The 18,958-nt window shown below is 40.8% G+C and carries 18 protein-coding genes, 1 tRNA gene and 1 riboswitch; of the genes, 18 read left to right on the top strand and 1 reads right to left on the bottom strand.

Features of this window, described 5'->3' with window-relative positions; genetic code table 11:
* Positions 1-56 precede the first annotated feature (56 nt).
* Positions 57-245: riboswitch (Lysine riboswitch) on the top strand.
* A 143-nt stretch (positions 246-388) separates the two neighbouring features.
* The gene (locus ACXAHI_RS06880; RefSeq protein WP_474846904.1) at positions 389-1,624 is read left to right on the top strand and encodes an aspartate kinase; all 1,236 of its coding nucleotides are present in this window, start codon (positions 389-391) and stop codon (positions 1,622-1,624) included.
* Positions 1,625-1,661: 37 nt separating this feature from the next.
* On the opposite strand, the gene ACXAHI_RS06875 is transcribed toward ACXAHI_RS06880, so the two are convergent.
* Positions 1,662-2,108 carry a YslB family protein gene (locus ACXAHI_RS06875; RefSeq protein WP_270179503.1) on the bottom strand — a complete coding sequence of 149 codons (447 nt, stop codon included), beginning with the start codon at positions 2,106-2,108 and terminating at the stop codon, positions 1,662-1,664.
* 280 nt (positions 2,109-2,388) lie between these two features.
* Between ACXAHI_RS06875 and ACXAHI_RS06870 the strand changes: the two genes are divergently transcribed.
* The 17 genes from ACXAHI_RS06870 (at position 2,389) to tig (ending at position 18,924) form a co-directional block, all read left to right on the top strand.
* The gene (locus ACXAHI_RS06870) at positions 2,389-2,997 is read left to right on the top strand and encodes a succinate dehydrogenase cytochrome b558 subunit (RefSeq protein WP_474846903.1); all 609 of its coding nucleotides are present in this window, start codon (positions 2,389-2,391) and stop codon (positions 2,995-2,997) included.
* An 84-nt stretch (positions 2,998-3,081) separates the two neighbouring features.
* On the top strand, positions 3,082-4,845 hold the full coding sequence (sdhA, locus tag ACXAHI_RS06865) for a succinate dehydrogenase flavoprotein subunit (protein ID WP_474846902.1): 1,764 nt from the start codon (positions 3,082-3,084) through the stop codon (positions 4,843-4,845).
* Positions 4,845-5,603, top strand: a complete 759-nt coding sequence (gene sdhB, locus ACXAHI_RS06860; protein WP_474846901.1) for a succinate dehydrogenase iron-sulfur subunit — start codon at positions 4,845-4,847, stop codon at positions 5,601-5,603. Before sdhA ends, sdhB begins: the two co-directional genes overlap by 1 nt.
* A 227-nt stretch (positions 5,604-5,830) precedes the next feature.
* Positions 5,831-6,058: a helix-turn-helix domain-containing protein gene (locus ACXAHI_RS06855; RefSeq protein ID WP_369810531.1), complete on the top strand. Its 228-nt coding sequence runs from the start codon at positions 5,831-5,833 to the stop codon at positions 6,056-6,058.
* 155 nt (positions 6,059-6,213) lie between these two features.
* Positions 6,214-7,053, top strand: coding sequence for a glucose PTS transporter transcription antiterminator GlcT (glcT, locus tag ACXAHI_RS06850; protein WP_474846900.1), 840 nt, complete (start codon positions 6,214-6,216; stop codon positions 7,051-7,053).
* Positions 7,054-7,220: 167 nt separating this feature from the next.
* Positions 7,221-9,251, top strand: a complete 2,031-nt coding sequence (gene ptsG / locus ACXAHI_RS06845; RefSeq protein WP_474846899.1) for a glucose-specific PTS transporter subunit IIBC — start codon at positions 7,221-7,223, stop codon at positions 9,249-9,251.
* A 31-nt stretch (positions 9,252-9,282) separates the two neighbouring features.
* On the top strand, positions 9,283-9,549 hold the full coding sequence (locus tag ACXAHI_RS06840; RefSeq protein WP_270179497.1) for a phosphocarrier protein HPr: 267 nt from the start codon (positions 9,283-9,285) through the stop codon (positions 9,547-9,549).
* Entirely contained in the window at positions 9,549-11,276 is a 1,728-nt protein-coding gene (gene ptsP, locus ACXAHI_RS06835) for a phosphoenolpyruvate--protein phosphotransferase (protein ID WP_474846898.1), read from the top strand. The genes ACXAHI_RS06840 and ptsP overlap by 1 nt, the downstream gene beginning before the upstream one ends.
* 123 nt (positions 11,277-11,399) lie before the next feature.
* Positions 11,400-11,849 carry a MarR family winged helix-turn-helix transcriptional regulator gene (locus ACXAHI_RS06830; protein ID WP_474846897.1) on the top strand — a complete coding sequence of 150 codons (450 nt, stop codon included), beginning with the start codon at positions 11,400-11,402 and terminating at the stop codon, positions 11,847-11,849.
* 29 nt (positions 11,850-11,878) lie between these two features.
* Positions 11,879-12,682 (top strand): glutamate racemase, encoded by an 804-nt coding sequence (gene racE, locus ACXAHI_RS06825; protein WP_474846896.1) that lies wholly within the window; start codon positions 11,879-11,881, stop codon positions 12,680-12,682.
* A 110-nt stretch (positions 12,683-12,792) separates the two neighbouring features.
* The gene (locus tag ACXAHI_RS06820; RefSeq protein WP_474846895.1) at positions 12,793-13,866 is read left to right on the top strand and encodes a GerMN domain-containing protein; all 1,074 of its coding nucleotides are present in this window, start codon (positions 12,793-12,795) and stop codon (positions 13,864-13,866) included.
* A 104-nt stretch (positions 13,867-13,970) separates the two neighbouring features.
* A complete protein-coding gene (gene rph / locus ACXAHI_RS06815) occupies positions 13,971-14,729 on the top strand; it encodes a ribonuclease PH (protein ID WP_474846894.1) in 759 nt (252 codons plus the stop codon).
* The gene (locus ACXAHI_RS06810; protein ID WP_474848099.1) at positions 14,722-15,315 is read left to right on the top strand and encodes an XTP/dITP diphosphatase; all 594 of its coding nucleotides are present in this window, start codon (positions 14,722-14,724) and stop codon (positions 15,313-15,315) included. The genes rph and ACXAHI_RS06810 overlap by 8 nt, the downstream gene beginning before the upstream one ends.
* A gap of 16 nt (positions 15,316-15,331) precedes the next feature.
* Positions 15,332-15,850: a metallophosphoesterase gene (locus ACXAHI_RS06805; RefSeq protein ID WP_474846893.1), complete on the top strand. Its 519-nt coding sequence runs from the start codon at positions 15,332-15,334 to the stop codon at positions 15,848-15,850.
* A 157-nt stretch (positions 15,851-16,007) separates the two neighbouring features.
* Positions 16,008-16,084, top strand: a tRNA-Arg gene (locus tag ACXAHI_RS06800).
* A gap of 256 nt (positions 16,085-16,340) precedes the next feature.
* Positions 16,341-17,369 carry a tetratricopeptide repeat protein gene (locus ACXAHI_RS06795; RefSeq protein ID WP_474846892.1) on the top strand — a complete coding sequence of 343 codons (1,029 nt, stop codon included), beginning with the start codon at positions 16,341-16,343 and terminating at the stop codon, positions 17,367-17,369.
* Positions 17,370-17,631: 262 nt separating this feature from the next.
* On the top strand, positions 17,632-18,924 hold the full coding sequence (tig, locus tag ACXAHI_RS06790; protein WP_270179489.1) for a trigger factor: 1,293 nt from the start codon (positions 17,632-17,634) through the stop codon (positions 18,922-18,924).
* Positions 18,925-18,958: the final 34 nt, after the last annotated feature.

Here is an 18,958-nt window from a genome sequence, read left to right as displayed (position 1 = left end):
TCTCATAGTTCGTTATAATAGTGAAAATTTAATAGTTCCACACTTCGATAAATTGAAGTGATGGTAGAGGCGCAAAAACCATCAGTAAACTCAACTGAGAGTGATAAGACTTGTTGACGTGAGTTGAAAGGGGAATTTGCCGAAGCGAATAGGTGCTTATTCACCTTTAGCTGGACCTGCATTGAAGAAGTGCAGAGCTGTCATTCAATTCCTTCCCGGGGGTTGAATGGAGAACTATCTCACACAGGGACGTTTTCTTGAATTACGAAAACAACAGTGAGGTTTTTCTCATTGTTGTTTTTTTGTATATAGAGAGAGCCTAAATTACTTATTCAAGAAACTAATTGTGAGTGAGAAATACAGTTATAGAGTGGAAAGGATGGAGAGAGTGGGACTTCGAGTAATGAAATTTGGTGGAACATCTGTTGGAGATGTTGAGAAAGTAAAGAACGTCGCATTGAGGCTTGCTGAAGCAGTTGATGCAGGGGATGAAGTTGTAGCAGTTGTTTCTGCTATGGGGAAAACCACAGATGAACTAGTGGGATTATCAAAAAGCATCACAAACAATCCCTCCAAAAGAGAACTAGATATGCTGCTTACAACTGGAGAGCAAGTAACAACCGCTCTTCTTGCAATGGCGCTTCATGAGAAGGGTTACGAAGCCGTTTCACTTACAGGGTGGCAAGCAGGACTTAAAACAGAATCTGTCCATGGAAACGCGAGGATTTTGGATATTGATGCCAAAAGGATGAATCAGCATCTTGCAGAAGGAAAGATTGTCATCGTTGCTGGCTTCCAGGGTCTTTCTGACACAGATGACATCGCGACATTGGGGAGAGGTGGATCCGACACCACTGCTGTTGCAATCGGAGCTGCACTGAAAGCAGAGCGATGTGAAATCTACACAGATGTAGATGGGGTTTACACAACAGACCCAAGATACGTTAAAGGCGCACGCAAACTGTCAACGATTTCATATGACGAAATGCTCGAATTGGCAAACCTTGGTGCAGGGGTTCTTCATCCTAGAGCGGTAGAGTTCGCAAAAAATTACAATATTCCACTTGAGGTACGCTCAAGTTTTACAAACGAAGTAGGAACCATAATTGAGGAGGTCGCATCCATGGAACAAAATTTGGTAGTGAGAGGGCTTGCGTTTGAAAGCAATGTGACAAAAATAACGATATCTGGTCTTCCGAATGAGATCACGACACTTCCATCGTTGTTTTCATCACTTGCATCAAATGGTATTAATGTAGATATCATCATTCAGAGTACAAGCGAGAAAAATACGACTAGTATATCGTTCTCGATCGAAACAGCTTCACTTGATTTAACGTTAGATGTTTTGCGTCGCCTTGAAGTCAAACTACCATATGAAAACATTTTCTATGAGTCTGGACTGTCGAAAGTTTCTATCGTTGGTTCAGGTATGATTTCAAATCCTGGTGTAGCTGCACAGATGTTTGAAGTTCTTGCTGAACATGATGTTGAGATCAAAATGGTAAGCACCTCTGAAATTAAGGTATCTACAATCGTACCTGAGGATAAGATGATCTATGCGATCGAGACATTACACGATCAATTCCAATTGGATGAAAGAACACCTGTTAAGCAGTTATAAAAAAATAAGGAGGCCACCTTGGCCTCCCTTTTTGCAATCATGATTCGATTTTATCTTTTGGATCCCATTTGATTGTGATTTGGATTTCGTTTTTCTTACTCGTTTCATAAGCTTCCGTTATGCACTGCAGCATGTATTGAAATTGTTCAGCAAGAAAACCAGCTTCTAACTGATAACAATCATTTCGACTAGTTTTTTTTCTTTCTTCTATTAATGGTGACTGAAGTAAGTAAGAGACCTCATTCTTTTTTTCTTGTGCGATGGTTAGAGCACCCCATCCTGCATCTTTAAAAAATTGCTCGATTTCTTCTCTTGTAGATAGAGGGAATTTCCTTGCGATATCTTTACCAGTCCAATAAAGGATGTTCGCTTGTTCAGTCCCTAATAGCTCAGGAAGAAGAACTTCTCTAAAAAGCTCATATCCAAAAGCTGTTGTGGTTACTTCATGACTATAATCGATGGTATTCGTGCGCTTTTTAAACATAAACTCCTCCAATTCGTCTCATATCATTATAACGGTTTGGAAGCGATTCCTCCATACATACAGGAAAAGAGAGGAATAATATCCTAGCAAATTTCATCTAGGAATTTAGAAAACTCAAAATGTACGCGTTTTCTTGACGCTCCTAAATGATGGGAGTACAATGAATATGTCACATATAAATCGACAGAAAGCGATGATTTCTGTGCATGCAAAGGCTTTTATAGTAGAATATGCAGTGGCAGATGGTAGCTTAACAACTTAAAAGGGGGACACACAAAACATGGCCGCAAGTCGAGACTTTGTCAGCCGAAAATTGCATTCGCTTCTAGGAGTAATTCCACTGGGACTCTATGTTACGCAGCATCTAACAGTAAACCACTTCGCAACGAGAGGTCCAGAGGCATTTAACGAAGCTGCTCATTTCATGGAATCTTTACCTTTCAGGTATTTCCTTGAAATCTTTGTTATTTTCTTACCGCTATTATTCCATGCGATTTATGGTGTTTATATCGCATTTCAATCCAAGAATAATGTAAGTAGATATGGCTATCTACGAAATTGGATGTTTTATATGCAGCGGATCTCAGGAATAATTGTTTTAATTTTCGTAACCTGGCATGTATGGCAAACTAGAATTCAGGCTGCGATGGGTGCAGAAGTTAACTATCAGATGATGGTGGACATACTAGCTAATCCTTGGATGTTGATCTTCTACATCGTTGGAGTAATTGGAACGGTATTCCACTTTGCGAATGGTCTATGGTCCTTCTTCGTAAGCTGGGGCTTTACAGTAACACCGAAATCTCAGCGTGCAATGACATATGTAACAATGGCTATCTTTCTTGCTCTTTCAGTCGTTGGTATACGCGCGATTTTCGCATTTGTTTAAGCAACAAACGAACTGTCTTCACCACCATACTGAAAGGGTACATATCCTTCAGTAAGAGCTAGCATTTAAGGGGGAACCGTTCTTATGAGTAATGGTAAAATTATTGTAGTCGGAGGCGGATTAGCCGGTTTAATGGCTACTATTAAAGCCGCTGAAGCTGGAGTTAGTGTCGATCTCATTTCAATCGTTCCGGTTAAACGTTCTCACTCTGTTTGTGCACAGGGTGGAATTAACGGAGCTGTTAATACAAAAGGAGAGGGAGACTCTCCTTGGGAACATTTCGATGATACTGTCTACGGAGGAGATTTCCTAGCGAACCAACCTCCTGTTAAGGCGATGTGTGATGCAGCGCCTGGAATCATCCACTTGATGGACCGCATGGGCGTTATGTTCAACAGAACACCTGAAGGACTTCTTGACTTTCGTCGCTTTGGTGGTACGCAGCATCACCGTACTGCTTTTGCGGGTGCAACGACAGGTCAACAACTACTTTATGCGCTTGATGAGCAGGTTCGTCGCCATGAAGTAGCCGGCCTTGTTAATAAATACGAAGGCTGGGAATTCTTATCTGCTATTATCGATGACAGCGGTGTGTGTCGCGGAATGGTTGGTGAAAACCTAACGACTTCCGAGATTAGAAGCTTTAAAGCTGATGCAGTTATCATGGCTACTGGTGGTCCGGGAATCATTTTTGGTAAGAGTACAAACTCTGTCATCAATACTGGTTCTGCTGCTGGAGCTCTTTACCAGCAGGGTGCGATCTACTCGAATGGTGAATTCATTCAAATCCATCCAACAGCGATCCCAGGAGATGACAAACTCCGTCTTATGAGTGAGTCTGCTCGTGGTGAGGGTGGACGAGTATGGACATACAAAGATGGTAAACCATGGTACTTCCTTGAAGAGAAGTATCCTGCATACGGAAACCTCGTACCTCGAGACATTGCAACAAGGGAGATTTTTGACGTATGTGTACGTCAGAAACTAGGAATCAACGGGGAGAACATGGTATATCTAGATCTCTCACATAAAGACTCGAAAGAGCTTGATATTAAGCTCGGTGGAATTATCGAGATCTATGAAAAGTTCATGGGGGATGACCCTAGAAAAGTCCCTATGAAAATATTCCCTGCAGTTCACTATTCAATGGGTGGCCTATGGGTAGATTTCAATCAACAAACGAATATCCCAGGTCTGTTTGCTGCTGGAGAGTGTGATTATTCACAGCATGGCGGAAACCGTCTTGGTGCTAACTCGTTGCTTTCTTCTATTTACGGAGGAATGGTAGCTGGACCAAATGCAGTGGAATATATCAATGGTCTTGAGAACACAGTTGAAGATATGCCTTCTTCTCTATTTGAAAGTCATCAACAAGAAGAACAGTCCAAGCAAGATGCGATCTTGAAGATGGATGGAACTGAGAATGCTTACCAGATTCATAAAGAACTTGGTGAATGGATGACTGCAAACGTAACGGTAGTTAGAGATAACGAGAAGCTATTAGAGACGGATAACAAGATCCAAGAATTGATGGAGCGTTACGAGAACATCAATATTAATGATACATCCAAGTGGAGTAACCAGGGAGCTTCTTTCACTCGTCAGCTTTCAAACATGCTTCAGCTTGCACGTGTCATTACTCAAGGTGCATACAACCGTAATGAGAGCCGTGGAGCGCATTATAAACCAGAATTCCCAGATCGTAATGATGAAGAGTGGCTGAAGACTACGATGGCGAAATACGATGCAGCTAACAACAAACCAGAATTTTATTACGAAGAAGTTGATACATCATTAATTAAACCTCGTAAGCGCGATTATTCGAAGAAGAAAGCGGGGGCTAAATAATGAGTGAAGAACGTACAATTACTCTCAAAATAAAAAGACAAGATGGACCTGAGTCCGCATCATATGAGGAAACGTTTACGATTCCTTACCGTCAAAACATGAACGTTATCTCAGCATTAATGGAGATTAGACGTAATCCTGTTAATGCAAAGGGCGAGAATACTACTCCAGTTGTGTGGGAGATGGGATGTCTTGAAGAGGTTTGTGGAGCATGCTCAATGGTTATCAACGGAAAGCCTCGTCAATCATGTACTGCTCTTGTAGATCGTTTAGAACAGCCGATTCGCCTTGAGCCTATGACGACATTCCCCGTCATCAGAGACTTAGCTGTTGATCGTAGTAGAATGTTCGATGCGCTTAAGAAAGTGAAGGCATGGATTCCAATCGATGGTACTCATGATCTTGGTCCTGGTCCACGTATGCCTGAGAACAAAAGGCAGTGGGCATATGAACTTTCTAAGTGTATGACTTGTGGCGTTTGCCTTGAAGCATGTCCTAACGTGAACAGCCGCTCAGAATTTATTGGGCCAGCTGCGGTTTCTCAAGTTCGCTTGTTCAATTCCCATCCAACCGGTGAAATGAACAAAGAGGAGCGCCTTGAAGGGTTAATGGACGAAGGCGGATTAGCCAACTGTGGAAACTCACAGAACTGTGTGCAATCTTGTCCTAAAGGTATTCCATTAACAACTTCGATTGCTGCTATGAATAGAGCAACTTCTCTTCAAACTTTCAAAAACTTCTTCGGAAGTGACCGATAAATAAGTGTAAAAGGATCCCATTTTGGGATCCTTTTTATTTCGAGCCGTGTAAAACGAAATATTTCTCAGGAAATGACTAAGAATGAAGAAGCCTGTCGGTAGAATTTTTGTCCTTCACATCAAGAAAGTGTTCTAAATTATGTAACACGTCTGTCAAAAAAACATATAGTGTATGGACTATATTAATTTTGATGAAGTTGCTTTGTTGCCCTATCGAGGAGGGTGGAATGTTGAAAGGGAACCACTACCGACCGAAGCCGCTTTTAACTAAACGAGAAAGAGAAGTATTTGAACTGCTTGTTCAAGACAAAACAACGAGGGAAATTGCAGAAGAATTGTTTATTAGTGAGAAAACAGTTCGGAACCATATTTCCAACACGATGCAAAAGCTTGGGGTTAAGGGGCGTTCCCAGGCAGTAGTCGAATTACTCCGTCTGGGAGAATTAGAGATATAGAAATACCGGCTTGTAATGAGCCGGTCTTTTTATTGACCGATCGTGAAAACAAGTGCTCGTGGAAGGTTTTCTCATTGACGTTCCATCAGTTATTTACTATTATTAATACGTTCATAGTTATAAATTGAAACCGGTTTAATGAGGGGAACTTGAACATGAGGGGTCCATTTGAAATAAAAAAAGTTTTAAATAATAATGTTGTCATTGCGATAACAGAGCAAAATGAAGAGGTTGTGCTCACTGGTAAAGGAATTGGCTTCAACCAGAAGCATGGTGAAAAACTTGATGATACGAAAGTAGACAAGTTTTTTGTACTTGCTAACAAAAATGAGCAGGAGCAGTACAAGCTCCTTTTATCTGATGTGCCAGAAGCCTTCATTGGTGTCATGAATGATGCCATTTCACTTATTGAAGCTAACCTAGGCGCAGACTTAGATGAGCACATACATGTTGCGTTAACCGATCACCTATCTTTTGCGATTAAAAGACTTCGTCAGGGATTAGATGTGAAAAATCCTTTCTTAGTTGAAACACAAACGATGTATCCGAAAGAATACTCAGTTGCAGAAAAAGTGATTCAGCTTTTAAAGAGTAAGCTTAACATTGATCTACCTGAAGGTGAGGTAGGATTCGTTGCCTTACACATTCATAGCGCGATTACGAATAGAAGCCTTTCTACTTTGAATAAATACTCAGCACTTATCAACTTGCTCGTTTCCGTAATAGAAGATTCCCTCTCACTACAAATCAGTAGGACTGGAATCGATTATTTGCGGCTGGTTCGACATCTTAGACATGCGATCGATCGCAGTGAACAAGATCTTCCTGTTGAAGCACATGAAAGACTAGAAAAAGTGTTGAAGGAAGAATATCCGCTGTGTTACAATATTGCATGGAAGTTGATTAAGATCATGCAACGGGAATTGAGCACATCTTTTCCTGACGCAGAAGCTGTATACTTAACGATGCACTTGCAAAGGCTTTCTCCTAAATAAATGAATAAACGGTACACGTGTTACTGATACGATCAGGCATGAGTGGAACCGGTATGACTACAACTGATTGGGGTATAGTATATCCTGATTGGCTTGTTATACCTTCTACTCATGCCTTTTTTGTTTTAAATATGATTTATTTGGGGATTAAAAAAGGAGGATAAAAAATGTTTAAACAAGCGTTTGGTGTTTTACAGCGAGTTGGTAAAGCACTTATGTTACCGGTTGCAATTTTACCTGCTGCTGGTTTGTTACTTGGTTTTGGTAACGCATTCCAAAACCCTACATTGCTTGAAAAGCTGCCGTTCCTTTCGGCAGAGTGGTTCCAGCTCCTTGCTACAGTAATGGAAGAAGCTGGCGGAATTGTTTTTGCTAACCTTGCACTATTGTTCGCTGTAGGGGTAGCGATTGGATTGTCAGATGGAGACGGTGTTGCAGGACTAGCTGCGATCGTTGGATTCTTAGTTATGAACATCACGATGGGAGTTCTAGAGGGAGTTTCTCCAGATCAAGTTGCAGATAGTGCTTCCTATGCGAATGTTCTCGGAATACCTACTCTACAAACCGGTGTGTTTGGTGGTATCATCGTCGGTATTCTTGCCTCATTTATGTATAAAAGGTATTATAATATTCAACTTCCGCAATACCTTGGTTTCTTTGCCGGCAAACGATTTGTTCCGATTGCTACAGCTGTATCATCCTTAATCCTTGGAATCATCATGCTGTTTGTTTGGCCACCGATTCAATCAGGATTAAATGCGTTTTCACATAATATGCTTGATGCTAACCCTGCTCTTGCTGCATTTGTTTTCGGTGTTATCGAGCGTTCACTTATTCCATTCGGATTGCACCACATCTTCTATTCACCATTCTGGTTTGAGTTTGGTCAATATATAAACGATGCTGGTGAAATTATCCGAGGTGACCAAAAGATCTTCTTCGAACAACTTAAAGACGGAGCAGAACTTACTGCAGGTACATTTATGACTGGTAAGTTTCCATTCATGATGTTTGGTCTACCGGCCGCTGCACTTGCAATTTACCATGAAGCACGTCCAGAAAAGAAAGCGGTTGTTGCTGGTATCATGGGGTCTGCAGCTCTAACATCGTTCCTTACAGGTATTACTGAACCTATCGAATTTTCATTCTTGTTCGTAGCACCAGTTCTATTTGGAATTCATGCAATTTTTGCAGGTCTTTCCTTTATGACAATGGAGTTGCTAAATGTTAAAATTGGTATGACCTTCTCAGGAGGTGTTATCGATTACCTTCTATTTGGTGTAATACAAGGTAGAACAGCATGGTGGCTTGTAATTCCTGTAGGTCTGGTCTTTGCGGTTATTTATTACTTTGGTTTCAGATTTGCGATTCGTAAGTTTAACCTTATGACGCCTGGTCGCGAAGAAGATGAGGAAGATGAGATTGCTGATGACGGTCAAGAGGATACAGCACTTGCCTATAATGTGCTAACTGCTCTTGGCGGAGAAAGCAATATTACAAATCTTGATGCATGTATCACTCGACTTCGTGTATCGGTTGCGGACAAAGGTGAAGTAGATAAAAATCGCTTAAAACGTCTTGGAGCTTCTGGTGTCATGGAAGTAGGGAACAACATCCAAGCGATCTTCGGAACACAGTCTGATGGACTGAAAGGGCAGATTCAAGATATTATAAGTGGAAAGACTCCGAAGCCTATTAAGGAAGAGCAAAAAGAAGAAAAACCTCAGAAAGAAAAAACTGGTGAAGATCATCTAATCGCTCCGATCGAGGGTAAGATCTTGCCGATCACTGAGGTTCCTGACCAGGTATTCTCTGGTAAAATGATGGGTGATGGTTTCGCAATCGAACCGACTGATGGATTAATTGTTGCTCCTGTTGATGGTAAGATAATCAATGTATTCCCAACGAAACATGCGATTGGAATCGAATCGACTAACGGTCGTGAAATTTTAATCCACGTAGGAATAGATACTGTTAATCTAAAAGGAGAAGGATTCGAGGTATTCGTTAGCGAAGGTGATGAGATTAAGCAAGGTCAAAAGCTTATGAAAGTAGATCTTGGTTATATTAAAGAACATGCGACATCAACGATTACACCAATTGTTTTCACGAACCTTGAAGAGGGAGAGAAAATCGACCTTGCAAAAGAAGGAACGGTTTCTCGTGAAGATAAAGAGATCATCACAATTTCTAAATAACATACTATTAATTTGAAAGAGGGATTTTATTATGGCAGAGAAAAACTTTACAGTAACAAGTGAATCAGGAATCCACGCTCGTCCAGCAACAGCTTTAGTTAACAAAGCTGGTCAATATAGTTCAGATGTAACGCTTGAGTATAACGGAAAATCTGTAAACCTTAAGTCCATCATGGGCGTAATGAGCCTTGGAATCCAACAAAACTCAGAAATCACAATCAAAGCAGAAGGATCAGATGCTGATGAAGCGATTTCTGGATTGACTGAAGTTATGGACTCTGAAGGTCTGGGTAACTAATGTCTAAACAATTAACTGGTATTGGCGCATCAGCAGGAATTGCGATTGCTAAAGCATTTGTACTTGAAAATCCTGCACTGGAAATTGAAGAGAAATCAATCAATGATGTAGATGCTGAGCTCGATCGCTTTAACGGTGCTGTTAGCATCGCAAAAGAAGAGCTTGAAGCAATTAAAAACCATGCCAATGAACAACTTGGAGAAGATAAAGCAGCAATCTTTGCTGCTCATCTTCTCGTTTTATCTGATCCTGAGTTGTTGAATGCTGTTAAAGACAAAGTAACGAATGAAAAAGTTAACGCTGAAAGTGCGATGAATGAAGTATCGAATATGTTTATTTCGATGTTTGAGAACATGGATAATGAATATATGAAAGAACGTGCTGCAGATATTCGTGACGTTTCTAAGCGTGTACTCGCTCACTTGCTTGGTGTTACATTTACAACTCCAGCAAGTATTACTGAAGAAGTCATCGTGCTTGCTGAAGATTTAACTCCTTCAGATACTGCACAGCTGAACAAGCAGTACGTGAAAGGTTTTGCTACTGATATTGGTGGTCGAACGTCTCACTCAGCAATTATGGCGCGTTCGATGGAAATTCCAGCTGTCGTTGGTACTAAATCAGTTACTTCTGAAGAAATCGAAGGCAAGACTGTTATAATCGATGGCATTGATGGCAAAGTAATCATTGGGGCAACAGACGAAGAGGTTGCTTCTTATACAAAGAAACAAGAAGAATACGAAACTAAGAAACAAGAATGGGCGAAGCTTGTAAATGACGCAACAACTACCAAAGATGGGAAGCATGTTGAGCTTGCTGCGAACATCGGAACTCCTGAAGATGTAAAAGGCGTTCTTGAAAACGGTGGTGAAGGTGTTGGGCTTTACCGTACAGAATTTCTTTATATGGGTAGAAACGAGCTTCCAACAGAAGAAGAACAGTTTAAAGCTTATAAAGAAGTCCTTGAAAAGATGGACGGTAAGCCAGTCGTAATCCGTACTCTTGATATCGGTGGAGACAAAGAGCTTCCATATCTTAATCTACCAAAGGAATTGAATCCTTTCCTAGGTTTCCGTGCAATTCGTCTTTGCCTTGAAGAAACTGAAATCTTCCGTACACAGCTTCGTGCGCTGCTTCGCGCAAGTGTATACGGAAATCTGAAGGTAATGTTCCCAATGATTGCTTCAGTAGATGAATTCCGTCAAGCAAAAACAATGTTGCTAGATGTGAAAGAGGAGCTTATTGGGGAAGGCGTTGACGTTTCAAATAGCATTGAAATCGGTATGATGGTTGAAATTCCTGCAACTGCTGCGATGGCTGATGTATTTGCTAAGGAAGTAGACTTCTTTAGTGTTGGAACGAATGACCTCATTCAATACACGATGGCTGCTGACCGTATGAACGAAAAGGTTTCTTACCTTTATCAGCCATACAATCCAGCTATCCTACGTTTAGTTAAAATGGTAATCGACGCAGCTCATAAAGAAGGTAAGTGGGCTGGTATGTGCGGTGAGATGGCAGGCGACCAAATTGCTATTCCTATTCTACTCGGACTTGGGCTAGATGAATTTAGCATGAGTGCTACCTCTATCCTACCTGCTAGAAGTCAGATGACTAAGTTATCAAAAGAAGAAATTTCTTCACATATCGATCATATCCTTTCTCTTGCAACAAATCAGGAAGTTGTCGACTATGTTCAAGAACATTTCGCTACTGAAGAGCTATAGATCCCTATAGCTCTTCTTTTTTTGAATTGTTCTCTTATTCAAAAATAAACGGTAATGCTCTCCTCTTGCATTTGTGGAGGGTTACAATCAAAATAGATGTATGAAATAGATAGGGGGATCATGATGCCTGAAGAACTAACTAAAACACCAGCATCAATCGTTGATATAGAAAAGTCACTCCGTATGGTAGCAGGAATTATTAAGCAGCATGGACGTGAATTATTAGGCGAATTCTCACTAACTCCACCACAATTCCTTGCTTTACAGTGGCTTTCAGATAATGGAGATCTAACAATTGGAGAACTTTCAAATAAAATGTACCTAGCATGTAGTACAACAACTGATCTCGTAGATCGTATGGAGAAAACAGATCTTGTAAAACGAGTGAAGGACCCACACGATAGAAGAGTCGTGCGAATTCATATATTAGAAAAAGGCCAAGACATCATTAGAAGAGTTATCCAGAAAAGGCAAGCATATTTAGAAGAAAAAACGATGACATTTTCTGATGATCAAATGAAAGCTCTTGAAGAGAGTCTTGCCTTGCTCTATAGCGAGATGGAGAAAAAATAACGTAGTGCAGATTTGAGAGGCGAAATACATTGAACAAACCGATAGGTATTATTGATTCTGGTGTTGGCGGTTTGACCGTTGCGAAAGAAGTGATGAGGCAGCTGCCAAAAGAGGAAATCGTGTATTTAGGCGATACAGCAAGATGTCCTTATGGACCAAGACCATCAGAAGAAGTAAGGCAGTACACATGGGAAATGACGAACTATTTACTTGAAAAGTATCAAATAAAAATGCTGATTATTGCATGTAACACGGCGACAGCGGTCGTTCTTAAAGAGTTACAGGAACAGCTTACGATTCCAGTACTTGGTGTGATAAACCCCGGAGCTCGTAGTGCTATTAAAGTAACAACAAATTCTCACATAGGGGTGATCGGTACAGCGGGTACGATTGCGAGCGGTGCATATGAAGATGCATTAAAGTCGATCAATAATGATATAAAGGTAGAGAGCCTTGCTTGTCCACCGTTTGTGCCACTTGTAGAATCAGGGAACCTTGATAGCGACGAAACATATGAAATCGTCAGTACAACATTAAAGCCGCTTAAGGATAAAGGGATCGACTCAATTATTTTAGGGTGCACACATTACCCATTACTCGAAAAAGTCATCCAGTCCGTTATGGGTGATGAGATCTCAATCATTTGTTCTGGTGATGAAACGGCGTATGAAATAAGCGGAATTCTAGAGTACAGCTCATTGTTGTATACAGGGGATGAAAAACCATCTCATACATTTTTAACAACAGATTCAATAGGGAATTTTACTAAGATAGCCAATCATTGGCTCGAATATCCAGTTGAAACCGTAAAACAAATTGACCTCCATTCTTAAAGATGAATGGAGGTTTTTGTTTTGCTTGTTCATAAGTTTTCATTCCCGTGGTCTAAATTGGATTGTAGCTCGTATAAATGATAGTACAAACCATCTGAGGAGGGATAGCTATGCGTTTACGTGGGGCTATAATCACGGGTCTCTTGCTTTTATGTATGATAATCATATCTGGTTGCGGATTTGGGTTTGACAAAACGTTGAAAGAAATTGATCCACCAAAGGTTGACTACGCAGAAGAAGGCGAACAATTAGATGACAGTAAAGCAGAAGCTCCAGATACGTCTGAATCTACAGAGGGAGATTCTGAAGCATCTGCAAATATGTCTACTCGTGAACTATACTTGTTAGATTCGAATGGGATGGTCGTTCCACAAACGGTTCAACTTCCTGCGGTTGAAGGAGCTGCAAAACAGGCATTGGAATACTTAGTGGTCGATGGACCGATTACAGAAATGCTGCCAAACGGGTTTCAGGCGGTTCTGCCAGCAGGAACGGTTGTGAATGGAATCAATCAAGTCGATGATACGCTCGTTGTGGACTTTTCAGAAGAATTCAAGGACTATTCTGCTGAATATGAAAAGCAAATATTAGAAGCTGTTACGTGGACGCTTACTCAATTTGAAGGCGTCAAAAATGTTAAGATTCAAATAAACGGATTTGACCAAACAGAAATGCCTGTGAATGGAACGCCAATCGGTGAAAACGTAAGCAGAGCAGATGGAATAAATCATGAAATGGGCAACGTAGTCGATGTATCAAATAGTACTGCGGTTACGGTATACTTTATGGCTCAAAATGATGACTATACGTACTATGTACCAGTAACAAAGCGGATGGAAGGCGTTAAGAATGATGTGAATGGTGTCATTACTGGTCTATTAGATGGTCCGCCAGTCCACTCAGGATTATTTAGTCAGTTCTCAAAAGACTTAAAACTACTTGATTCAAAAAATAAAGATGGTTTGCTTACTCTTGATTTTAATGAAGCGATCTTAACAGGAGCTGAAGAGAAGGTATTGGAGCAGGAGCTTCTTAACAGCCTCGTTCTTTCACTTACTGAAAATGCTGATGTCAAAGAAGTAGCCATTAAAGTCGATGGACATGAAGAGGTCTTAGACGAGTCAGGAAACGTTGTCTCTGAACCGGTTACAAGGCCTGTGGAGGTTAACAAAGTAGGTTTTTAAAATAGAATATGATAGGATGAAAGGGCAGGAATACTGCCCTTTTTTATTTTGTAAATGAAAGAAAGGCACAGGTTCCACAGGCACCGATGAACAGGAGGAAGATTATGAGAGTCGATGGACGTGAACATAATGAATTAAGAACGATACATATTGAGAAAGATTACGTTAAACACCCTGAAGGTTCTGTTTTAATCTCAGTTGGGGATACGAAAGTGATTTGTAACGCTTCCATTGAGGAAAGGGTTCCACCTTTTATGAGGGGGCAAGGAAAAGGCTGGGTAGCTGCAGAGTACGCGATGCTGCCGAGAGCTACTGAACAGCGAAATATTCGAGAGTCTAGTAAAGGTAAAGTGGGAGGACGCACGATGGAAATCCAGCGCCTCATTGGACGTGCTCTTCGGACTGTCATCGACCTTGAAGCGCTAGGTGAACGTACGATCTGGATCGATTGTGACGTTATCCAGGCAGATGGTGGAACGAGAACCGCTTCAATCACTGGAGCATTTGTGGCGATGGCACTTGCTATAGAAAAAGGTCTAGCGAATAAACAAATCAAGAAGATGCCTATAACGGACTTTCTCGCTGCTACATCTGTTGGAATCAATAAAGACGGTGAAGCTATCCTTGACCTTTGTTATAAAGAAGATTCGACAGCCCAGGTAGATATGAACATTGTGATGACAGGGGAAAGTGAGTTTGTGGAAGTTCAGGGGACCGGGGAAGAAGCAACGTTTACCATGAACCAAATGAACGAAATGCTTTCTCTCGCCCAGTCAGGAATAGAAGAGCTTATCATCAAACAAGCAGACGTAATCGGTGAGTTTTCGGAGAAAATCAAAGGAGGTACGAGTGAAAATGCGTAAGCTTCTTGTAGCCACCAAGAACAGCGGGAAAGTTAAAGAGTTTAAACGTCGCTTTGAAACGGAACAGTTACAAGTAATCTCACTCTTAGACATAGAAGAAGCACCGGATGTGGAAGAAACAGGTACTACTTTTGCCGAAAATGCCGTTTTAAAAGCTGAAACGATCATGCGTATGACGAATCAGATCGTGATTGCTGATGATTCAGGATTAGTCATCGACGCCTTAGATGGTGAACCTGGTGTTTATTCTGCAAGGTATGCAGGCCCAGAGAAAGACGATGAAGCTAACATCGATAAAGTGTTAACAGAATTAAAAGACGTACCAGATGAGAAGAGAACAGCTTCGTTTCAATGCGTGTTAGCTGTTGCGATCCCTGATAAGAACACTGAAATCTTTTCAGGATCGTGTGAGGGTAGAATTGCACATGAACGATCAGGTTATGAGGGCTTTGGCTACGACCCTATCTTTTTCCTTCCATCCCATCAAAAAACGATGGCTGAACTTTCCCCGGAAGAAAAAGATTCTATTTCGCATAGAGGGGAAGCTCTTGATCGATTGGAAGAAGCATTTCGAGAACTACTATAAAATGAGGTGATAAAATATGAGAATACTCGTTGTAAGTGACAACCATAGCTCATCTGAAGAGCTCCAGAATCTCGTACTGAGGCATCAAGAAGAAGTTGAATGTATGGTACATTGCGGTGATTCCGAGTTTGACTACGATGATTCGAGAATGACCTCTTTTCAGCTACGAGTTAGGGGGAATTGTGATTTTGATACAAGATACCCTGAGAATGTTGCTGAAACAGTGGGCGGAAAAACGGTTTTTGCAACACATGGTCACTTGTACGGTGTTAAGATGAACTTGATGAATTTAGCTTATAAAGCGGAAGAGACGGGAGCGGACCTTGTTTGCTTCGGACATTCTCATGAAGCGACTGTTCATTTCGATTCAAATATTTTATTCCTTAATCCAGGAAGCATCAGCTTACCTAGAAAGCCAACGATAAAAACATACGCAATAGTAGAATGGAAACAAGATGAAGTACAGGTTGTTTTTTATGATGATCAAGGAGAACAGGTAGAGGAACTTACAAAGACGTATAAGCTAAGTTCCTAAAACAACTGTGTGGGTTTACTGTCAGTTGATGATTGAACAATTATTTAAAGTGTTTACCGTCACTGACAGTAAAATCATCCAGTTTTTCTTAAGGATTGGTATTGACTTTACCATGTTACTTAGGTATATTTATATTTGTCGCTAGCCGGCAAACGATGTCCCAGTAGCTCAGCTGGATAGAGCAACAGCCTTCTAAGCTGTGGGTCGGGAGTTCGAATCTCTCCTGGGACGCCATAATACATATTCTCAAAGTCTTTTATCTCATAGATAGAAGGCTTTTTTTATTTGTAAGGAACGTAGTTTAGAATCATCCCTGTTTTTAATGCTCGTAGTTAGGGTACGTTAGTAATGACTGGAGGAAGAAAGCAAGGGAGTACTGTAACTTGAGTTTACTTCTTTATACTGATAAACTGTAAGCTAATCGTAGCTGCGCCTTTCCTGCTGAAAACTCTTTTAATAGAGAATATAAGAGAGTGGAGCGAATACGTCTATGGACAAAGAAAAACATGAAAGGAAAATCGTTTATTTTCCAAATGTGGCAGGCAAGCTTGCCGAAAAAGGAATGGCAGCCCTTAAAGATAAGAAGATCGATCAGGCACATGAGCATTTTCGTCAACTATTAGAGATAGATCCTGACCACCCACAGGGTCATTTTGGGTTAGTACTGAGTCTTGTAGAACTAGGAGAGTTGACAGAAGCCTCTGAACGTTGCGAAAAGATGATGCAACAGGGGATCGGAGATTATTACGACATTTTTCAAGTATACATATCGATACTGGTTCAGCTTGGAAAGTATCAAAAAGTAGTTACGATGATCGAAGCGGTTCTTCAAGAAAACCAGCTTCCGTCGAACATTGCGGAGTCGCTCTATCAGCTTTTACATTTTAGTAGAAAAATGACTGGCTACGACATCACTTCTGATGAACAGTATGAAGACGTTCAGGAAGAAGAAGCAGACATGTTGATAAGCTATCTCGAAAGTGAAAAGACGGAAAAACAATGGTTAGCGATTCAAAAACTGAGTAATATCAGCGAAGAGAAGGCTATACCTGCATATTTAGCATACATAAACGCAACAGGGAAAGATCCACTTCTAAAAAGTCTTGTTCTGCAAGTGTTAAGAGAAAAGAAACTAGATCAAGAAGTGACCATACATAAGTTTGGAAGAGAGATTTCTGTCAATCCGTCTGAGTTGACAGACATTTTTATTCAAGAATTTTCGTTAGATGTAAAGAAGAAATTATCTGATCATGTTGAACAGGAAAATCCAGTGCTGTTTGAAATGTGCATGCAGATCTGGTGGCACTATCTGTTTGCTATTTCTCCATTCGAAGCTGATCCAAAGAATAGTTCTGTTTGGGCTGCCGCAGTACATATCGTCGCTTCTGAAATAAATGGAGAAAGCTATACTCGTCAAGAAATCGGAAGTATTTATGGGGTTAAGCCTTCGGAGTTTGAGGTGCCAGCTGATCGAATCAAGCGAATCGAGAATCAACCCTTTTATCGACCATTCGATTAGAAATAGCTGGAAACAGATCCTTTTCACTTGCGAATCGAAGCAAAAATAGGTAAGCTGAACAATGGTAAAGGCAGTGTGAATCATACTGTATGTATTGAAAAGTACCTGCACTATGTTATAATAAAATGGTTGCAAACCCATATTTACTAGTAAAAGAGATCGTTTAAAAAAGCCTTCTGGCGCTTTTATACTCCAAAAAGCGTCATCTTTTTTTAAACGCTCGATTAGTGGAAATATATTTATTGTTGGAGGGAATGTGTAAATGACTGCAAATTGGGAAAAGCTTGAAGGTAATCAAGGCGTCCTTACAGTAGAAGTTGATGCTGGTGAGGTAAATACAGCACTAGACGAGGCGTTCAAAAAAGTTGTAAAACAGGTTAATGTACCTGGATTCCGTAAAGGAAAGGTACCTCGTTCACTATTTGAAAAGCGCTTTGGCGTAGAATCTCTTTATCAAGATGCTCTTGATATCATCCTTCCTAAAGCTTATTCAGAAGCTGTAGAAGAAGCTGGAATCGATCCTGTCGATCGCCCAGAAGTTGACATCGAGCAAATTGAAAAAGGTAAAAACCTTATCTTCAAAGCTACTGTTACAGTTAAGCCTGAAGTAAAGCTTGGCGAGTACAAAGGACTTGAAGTTGAAGAAGAAGACACTACAGTAACAGATGAAGATGTTGAAGCTGAGCTTAAAGGGCTTCAAGAAAAGCATGCTGAGCTAGTAGTCGTTGAAGATGGCGAGATCCAAGAGGGAGATACAGCAATCATCGATTTCGAAGGCTTCCTTGGTGAAGAACCATTTGAAGGCGGAAAAGGTGAAAACTACTCTCTAGAAGTAGGATCTAACACATTTATCCCTGGTTTTGAAGAGCAGCTAGTAGGTGAAAAAGCTGGAGCTGAGAAGGAAGTAAAAGTTACTTTCCCTGAAGAGTACCATGCTGAAAACCTTGCTGGACAAGAAGCTACTTTCAAAGTGAAAGTACACGACATCAAGCGTAAAGAGCTTCCTGAGCTAGATGATGAGTTCGCTAAGGATGTTAACGAAGAAGTAGCATCTCTTGATGAGCTTAAAAAGACTACAAAAGAAAATCTTGAGAAGCAAAAAGCTGAAGATGCTGATATGAAGAAGAAAGATACGTTGATTGAAAAAGCAACTGAAAACAGCGAAATCGATCTTCCATCTGCAATGGTTGACTCTGAAGTTGATCGTATGCTTCAAGAATTTGAACAACGTCTACAGCAGCAGGGCATGAACCTTGAGATGTACTATCAGTTCTCAGGTCAAGATGAGAAAGCACTTCGTGAGCAAATGCAAGAGGATGGCGAAAAGCGTGTACGCACAAACCTTACTCTTGAAGCAATCGCTGATGCTGAAAACATCGAAGTTTCTGAGGAAGAAGTTAACGAAGAGCTTGCTAAGATGGCAGCTATGTACAACATGGAAGAAGAACAAATTCGTCAAATGCTAGCGATGCAAGGCGGCGACGCTGCACTTAAAGGTGACCTCCGTGTTCGTAAAGCAATCGATGTATTAGTAGACAACAGCAAAAAAGCTTAATAGATCATCATAGATAAACAAGGCGCATTATGCG

Source organism: Anaerobacillus sp. ABD4_527, assembly GCF_056160805.1.
Note: the sequence above shows the minus strand (reverse complement) of the source record. Positions and strands in the feature narration are given on the sequence as shown.

What these genes read in the sequence shown, in the direction of transcription:
- ACXAHI_RS06805 (WP_474846893.1), top strand. Translation starts at nt 15,332, where the DNA reads ATGAGAATACTCGTTGTAAGTGACAACCATAGCTCATCTGAAGAGCTC.
- sdhA (WP_474846902.1), top strand. Translation starts at nt 3,082, where the DNA reads ATGAGTAATGGTAAAATTATTGTAGTCGGAGGCGGATTAGCCGGTTTA.
- ACXAHI_RS06875 (WP_270179503.1), bottom strand. Translation starts at nt 2,108, where the DNA reads ATGTTTAAAAAGCGCACGAATACCATCGATTATAGTCATGAAGTAACC.
- tig (WP_270179489.1), top strand. Translation starts at nt 17,632, where the DNA reads ATGACTGCAAATTGGGAAAAGCTTGAAGGTAATCAAGGCGTCCTTACA.
- rph (WP_474846894.1), top strand. Translation starts at nt 13,971, where the DNA reads ATGAGAGTCGATGGACGTGAACATAATGAATTAAGAACGATACATATT.
- ptsG (WP_474846899.1), top strand. Translation starts at nt 7,221, where the DNA reads ATGTTTAAACAAGCGTTTGGTGTTTTACAGCGAGTTGGTAAAGCACTT.
- ACXAHI_RS06795 (WP_474846892.1), top strand. Translation starts at nt 16,341, where the DNA reads ATGGACAAAGAAAAACATGAAAGGAAAATCGTTTATTTTCCAAATGTG.
- ACXAHI_RS06840 (WP_270179497.1), top strand. Translation starts at nt 9,283, where the DNA reads ATGGCAGAGAAAAACTTTACAGTAACAAGTGAATCAGGAATCCACGCT.
- ACXAHI_RS06855 (WP_369810531.1), top strand. Translation starts at nt 5,831, where the DNA reads ATGTTGAAAGGGAACCACTACCGACCGAAGCCGCTTTTAACTAAACGA.
- ACXAHI_RS06830 (WP_474846897.1), top strand. Translation starts at nt 11,400, where the DNA reads ATGCCTGAAGAACTAACTAAAACACCAGCATCAATCGTTGATATAGAA.
- ptsP (WP_474846898.1), top strand. Translation starts at nt 9,549, where the DNA reads ATGTCTAAACAATTAACTGGTATTGGCGCATCAGCAGGAATTGCGATT.
- ACXAHI_RS06820 (WP_474846895.1), top strand. Translation starts at nt 12,793, where the DNA reads ATGCGTTTACGTGGGGCTATAATCACGGGTCTCTTGCTTTTATGTATG.
- glcT (WP_474846900.1), top strand. Translation starts at nt 6,214, where the DNA reads ATGAGGGGTCCATTTGAAATAAAAAAAGTTTTAAATAATAATGTTGTC.
- ACXAHI_RS06870 (WP_474846903.1), top strand. Translation starts at nt 2,389, where the DNA reads ATGGCCGCAAGTCGAGACTTTGTCAGCCGAAAATTGCATTCGCTTCTA.
- ACXAHI_RS06810 (WP_474848099.1), top strand. Translation starts at nt 14,722, where the DNA reads ATGCGTAAGCTTCTTGTAGCCACCAAGAACAGCGGGAAAGTTAAAGAG.
- sdhB (WP_474846901.1), top strand. Translation starts at nt 4,845, where the DNA reads ATGAGTGAAGAACGTACAATTACTCTCAAAATAAAAAGACAAGATGGA.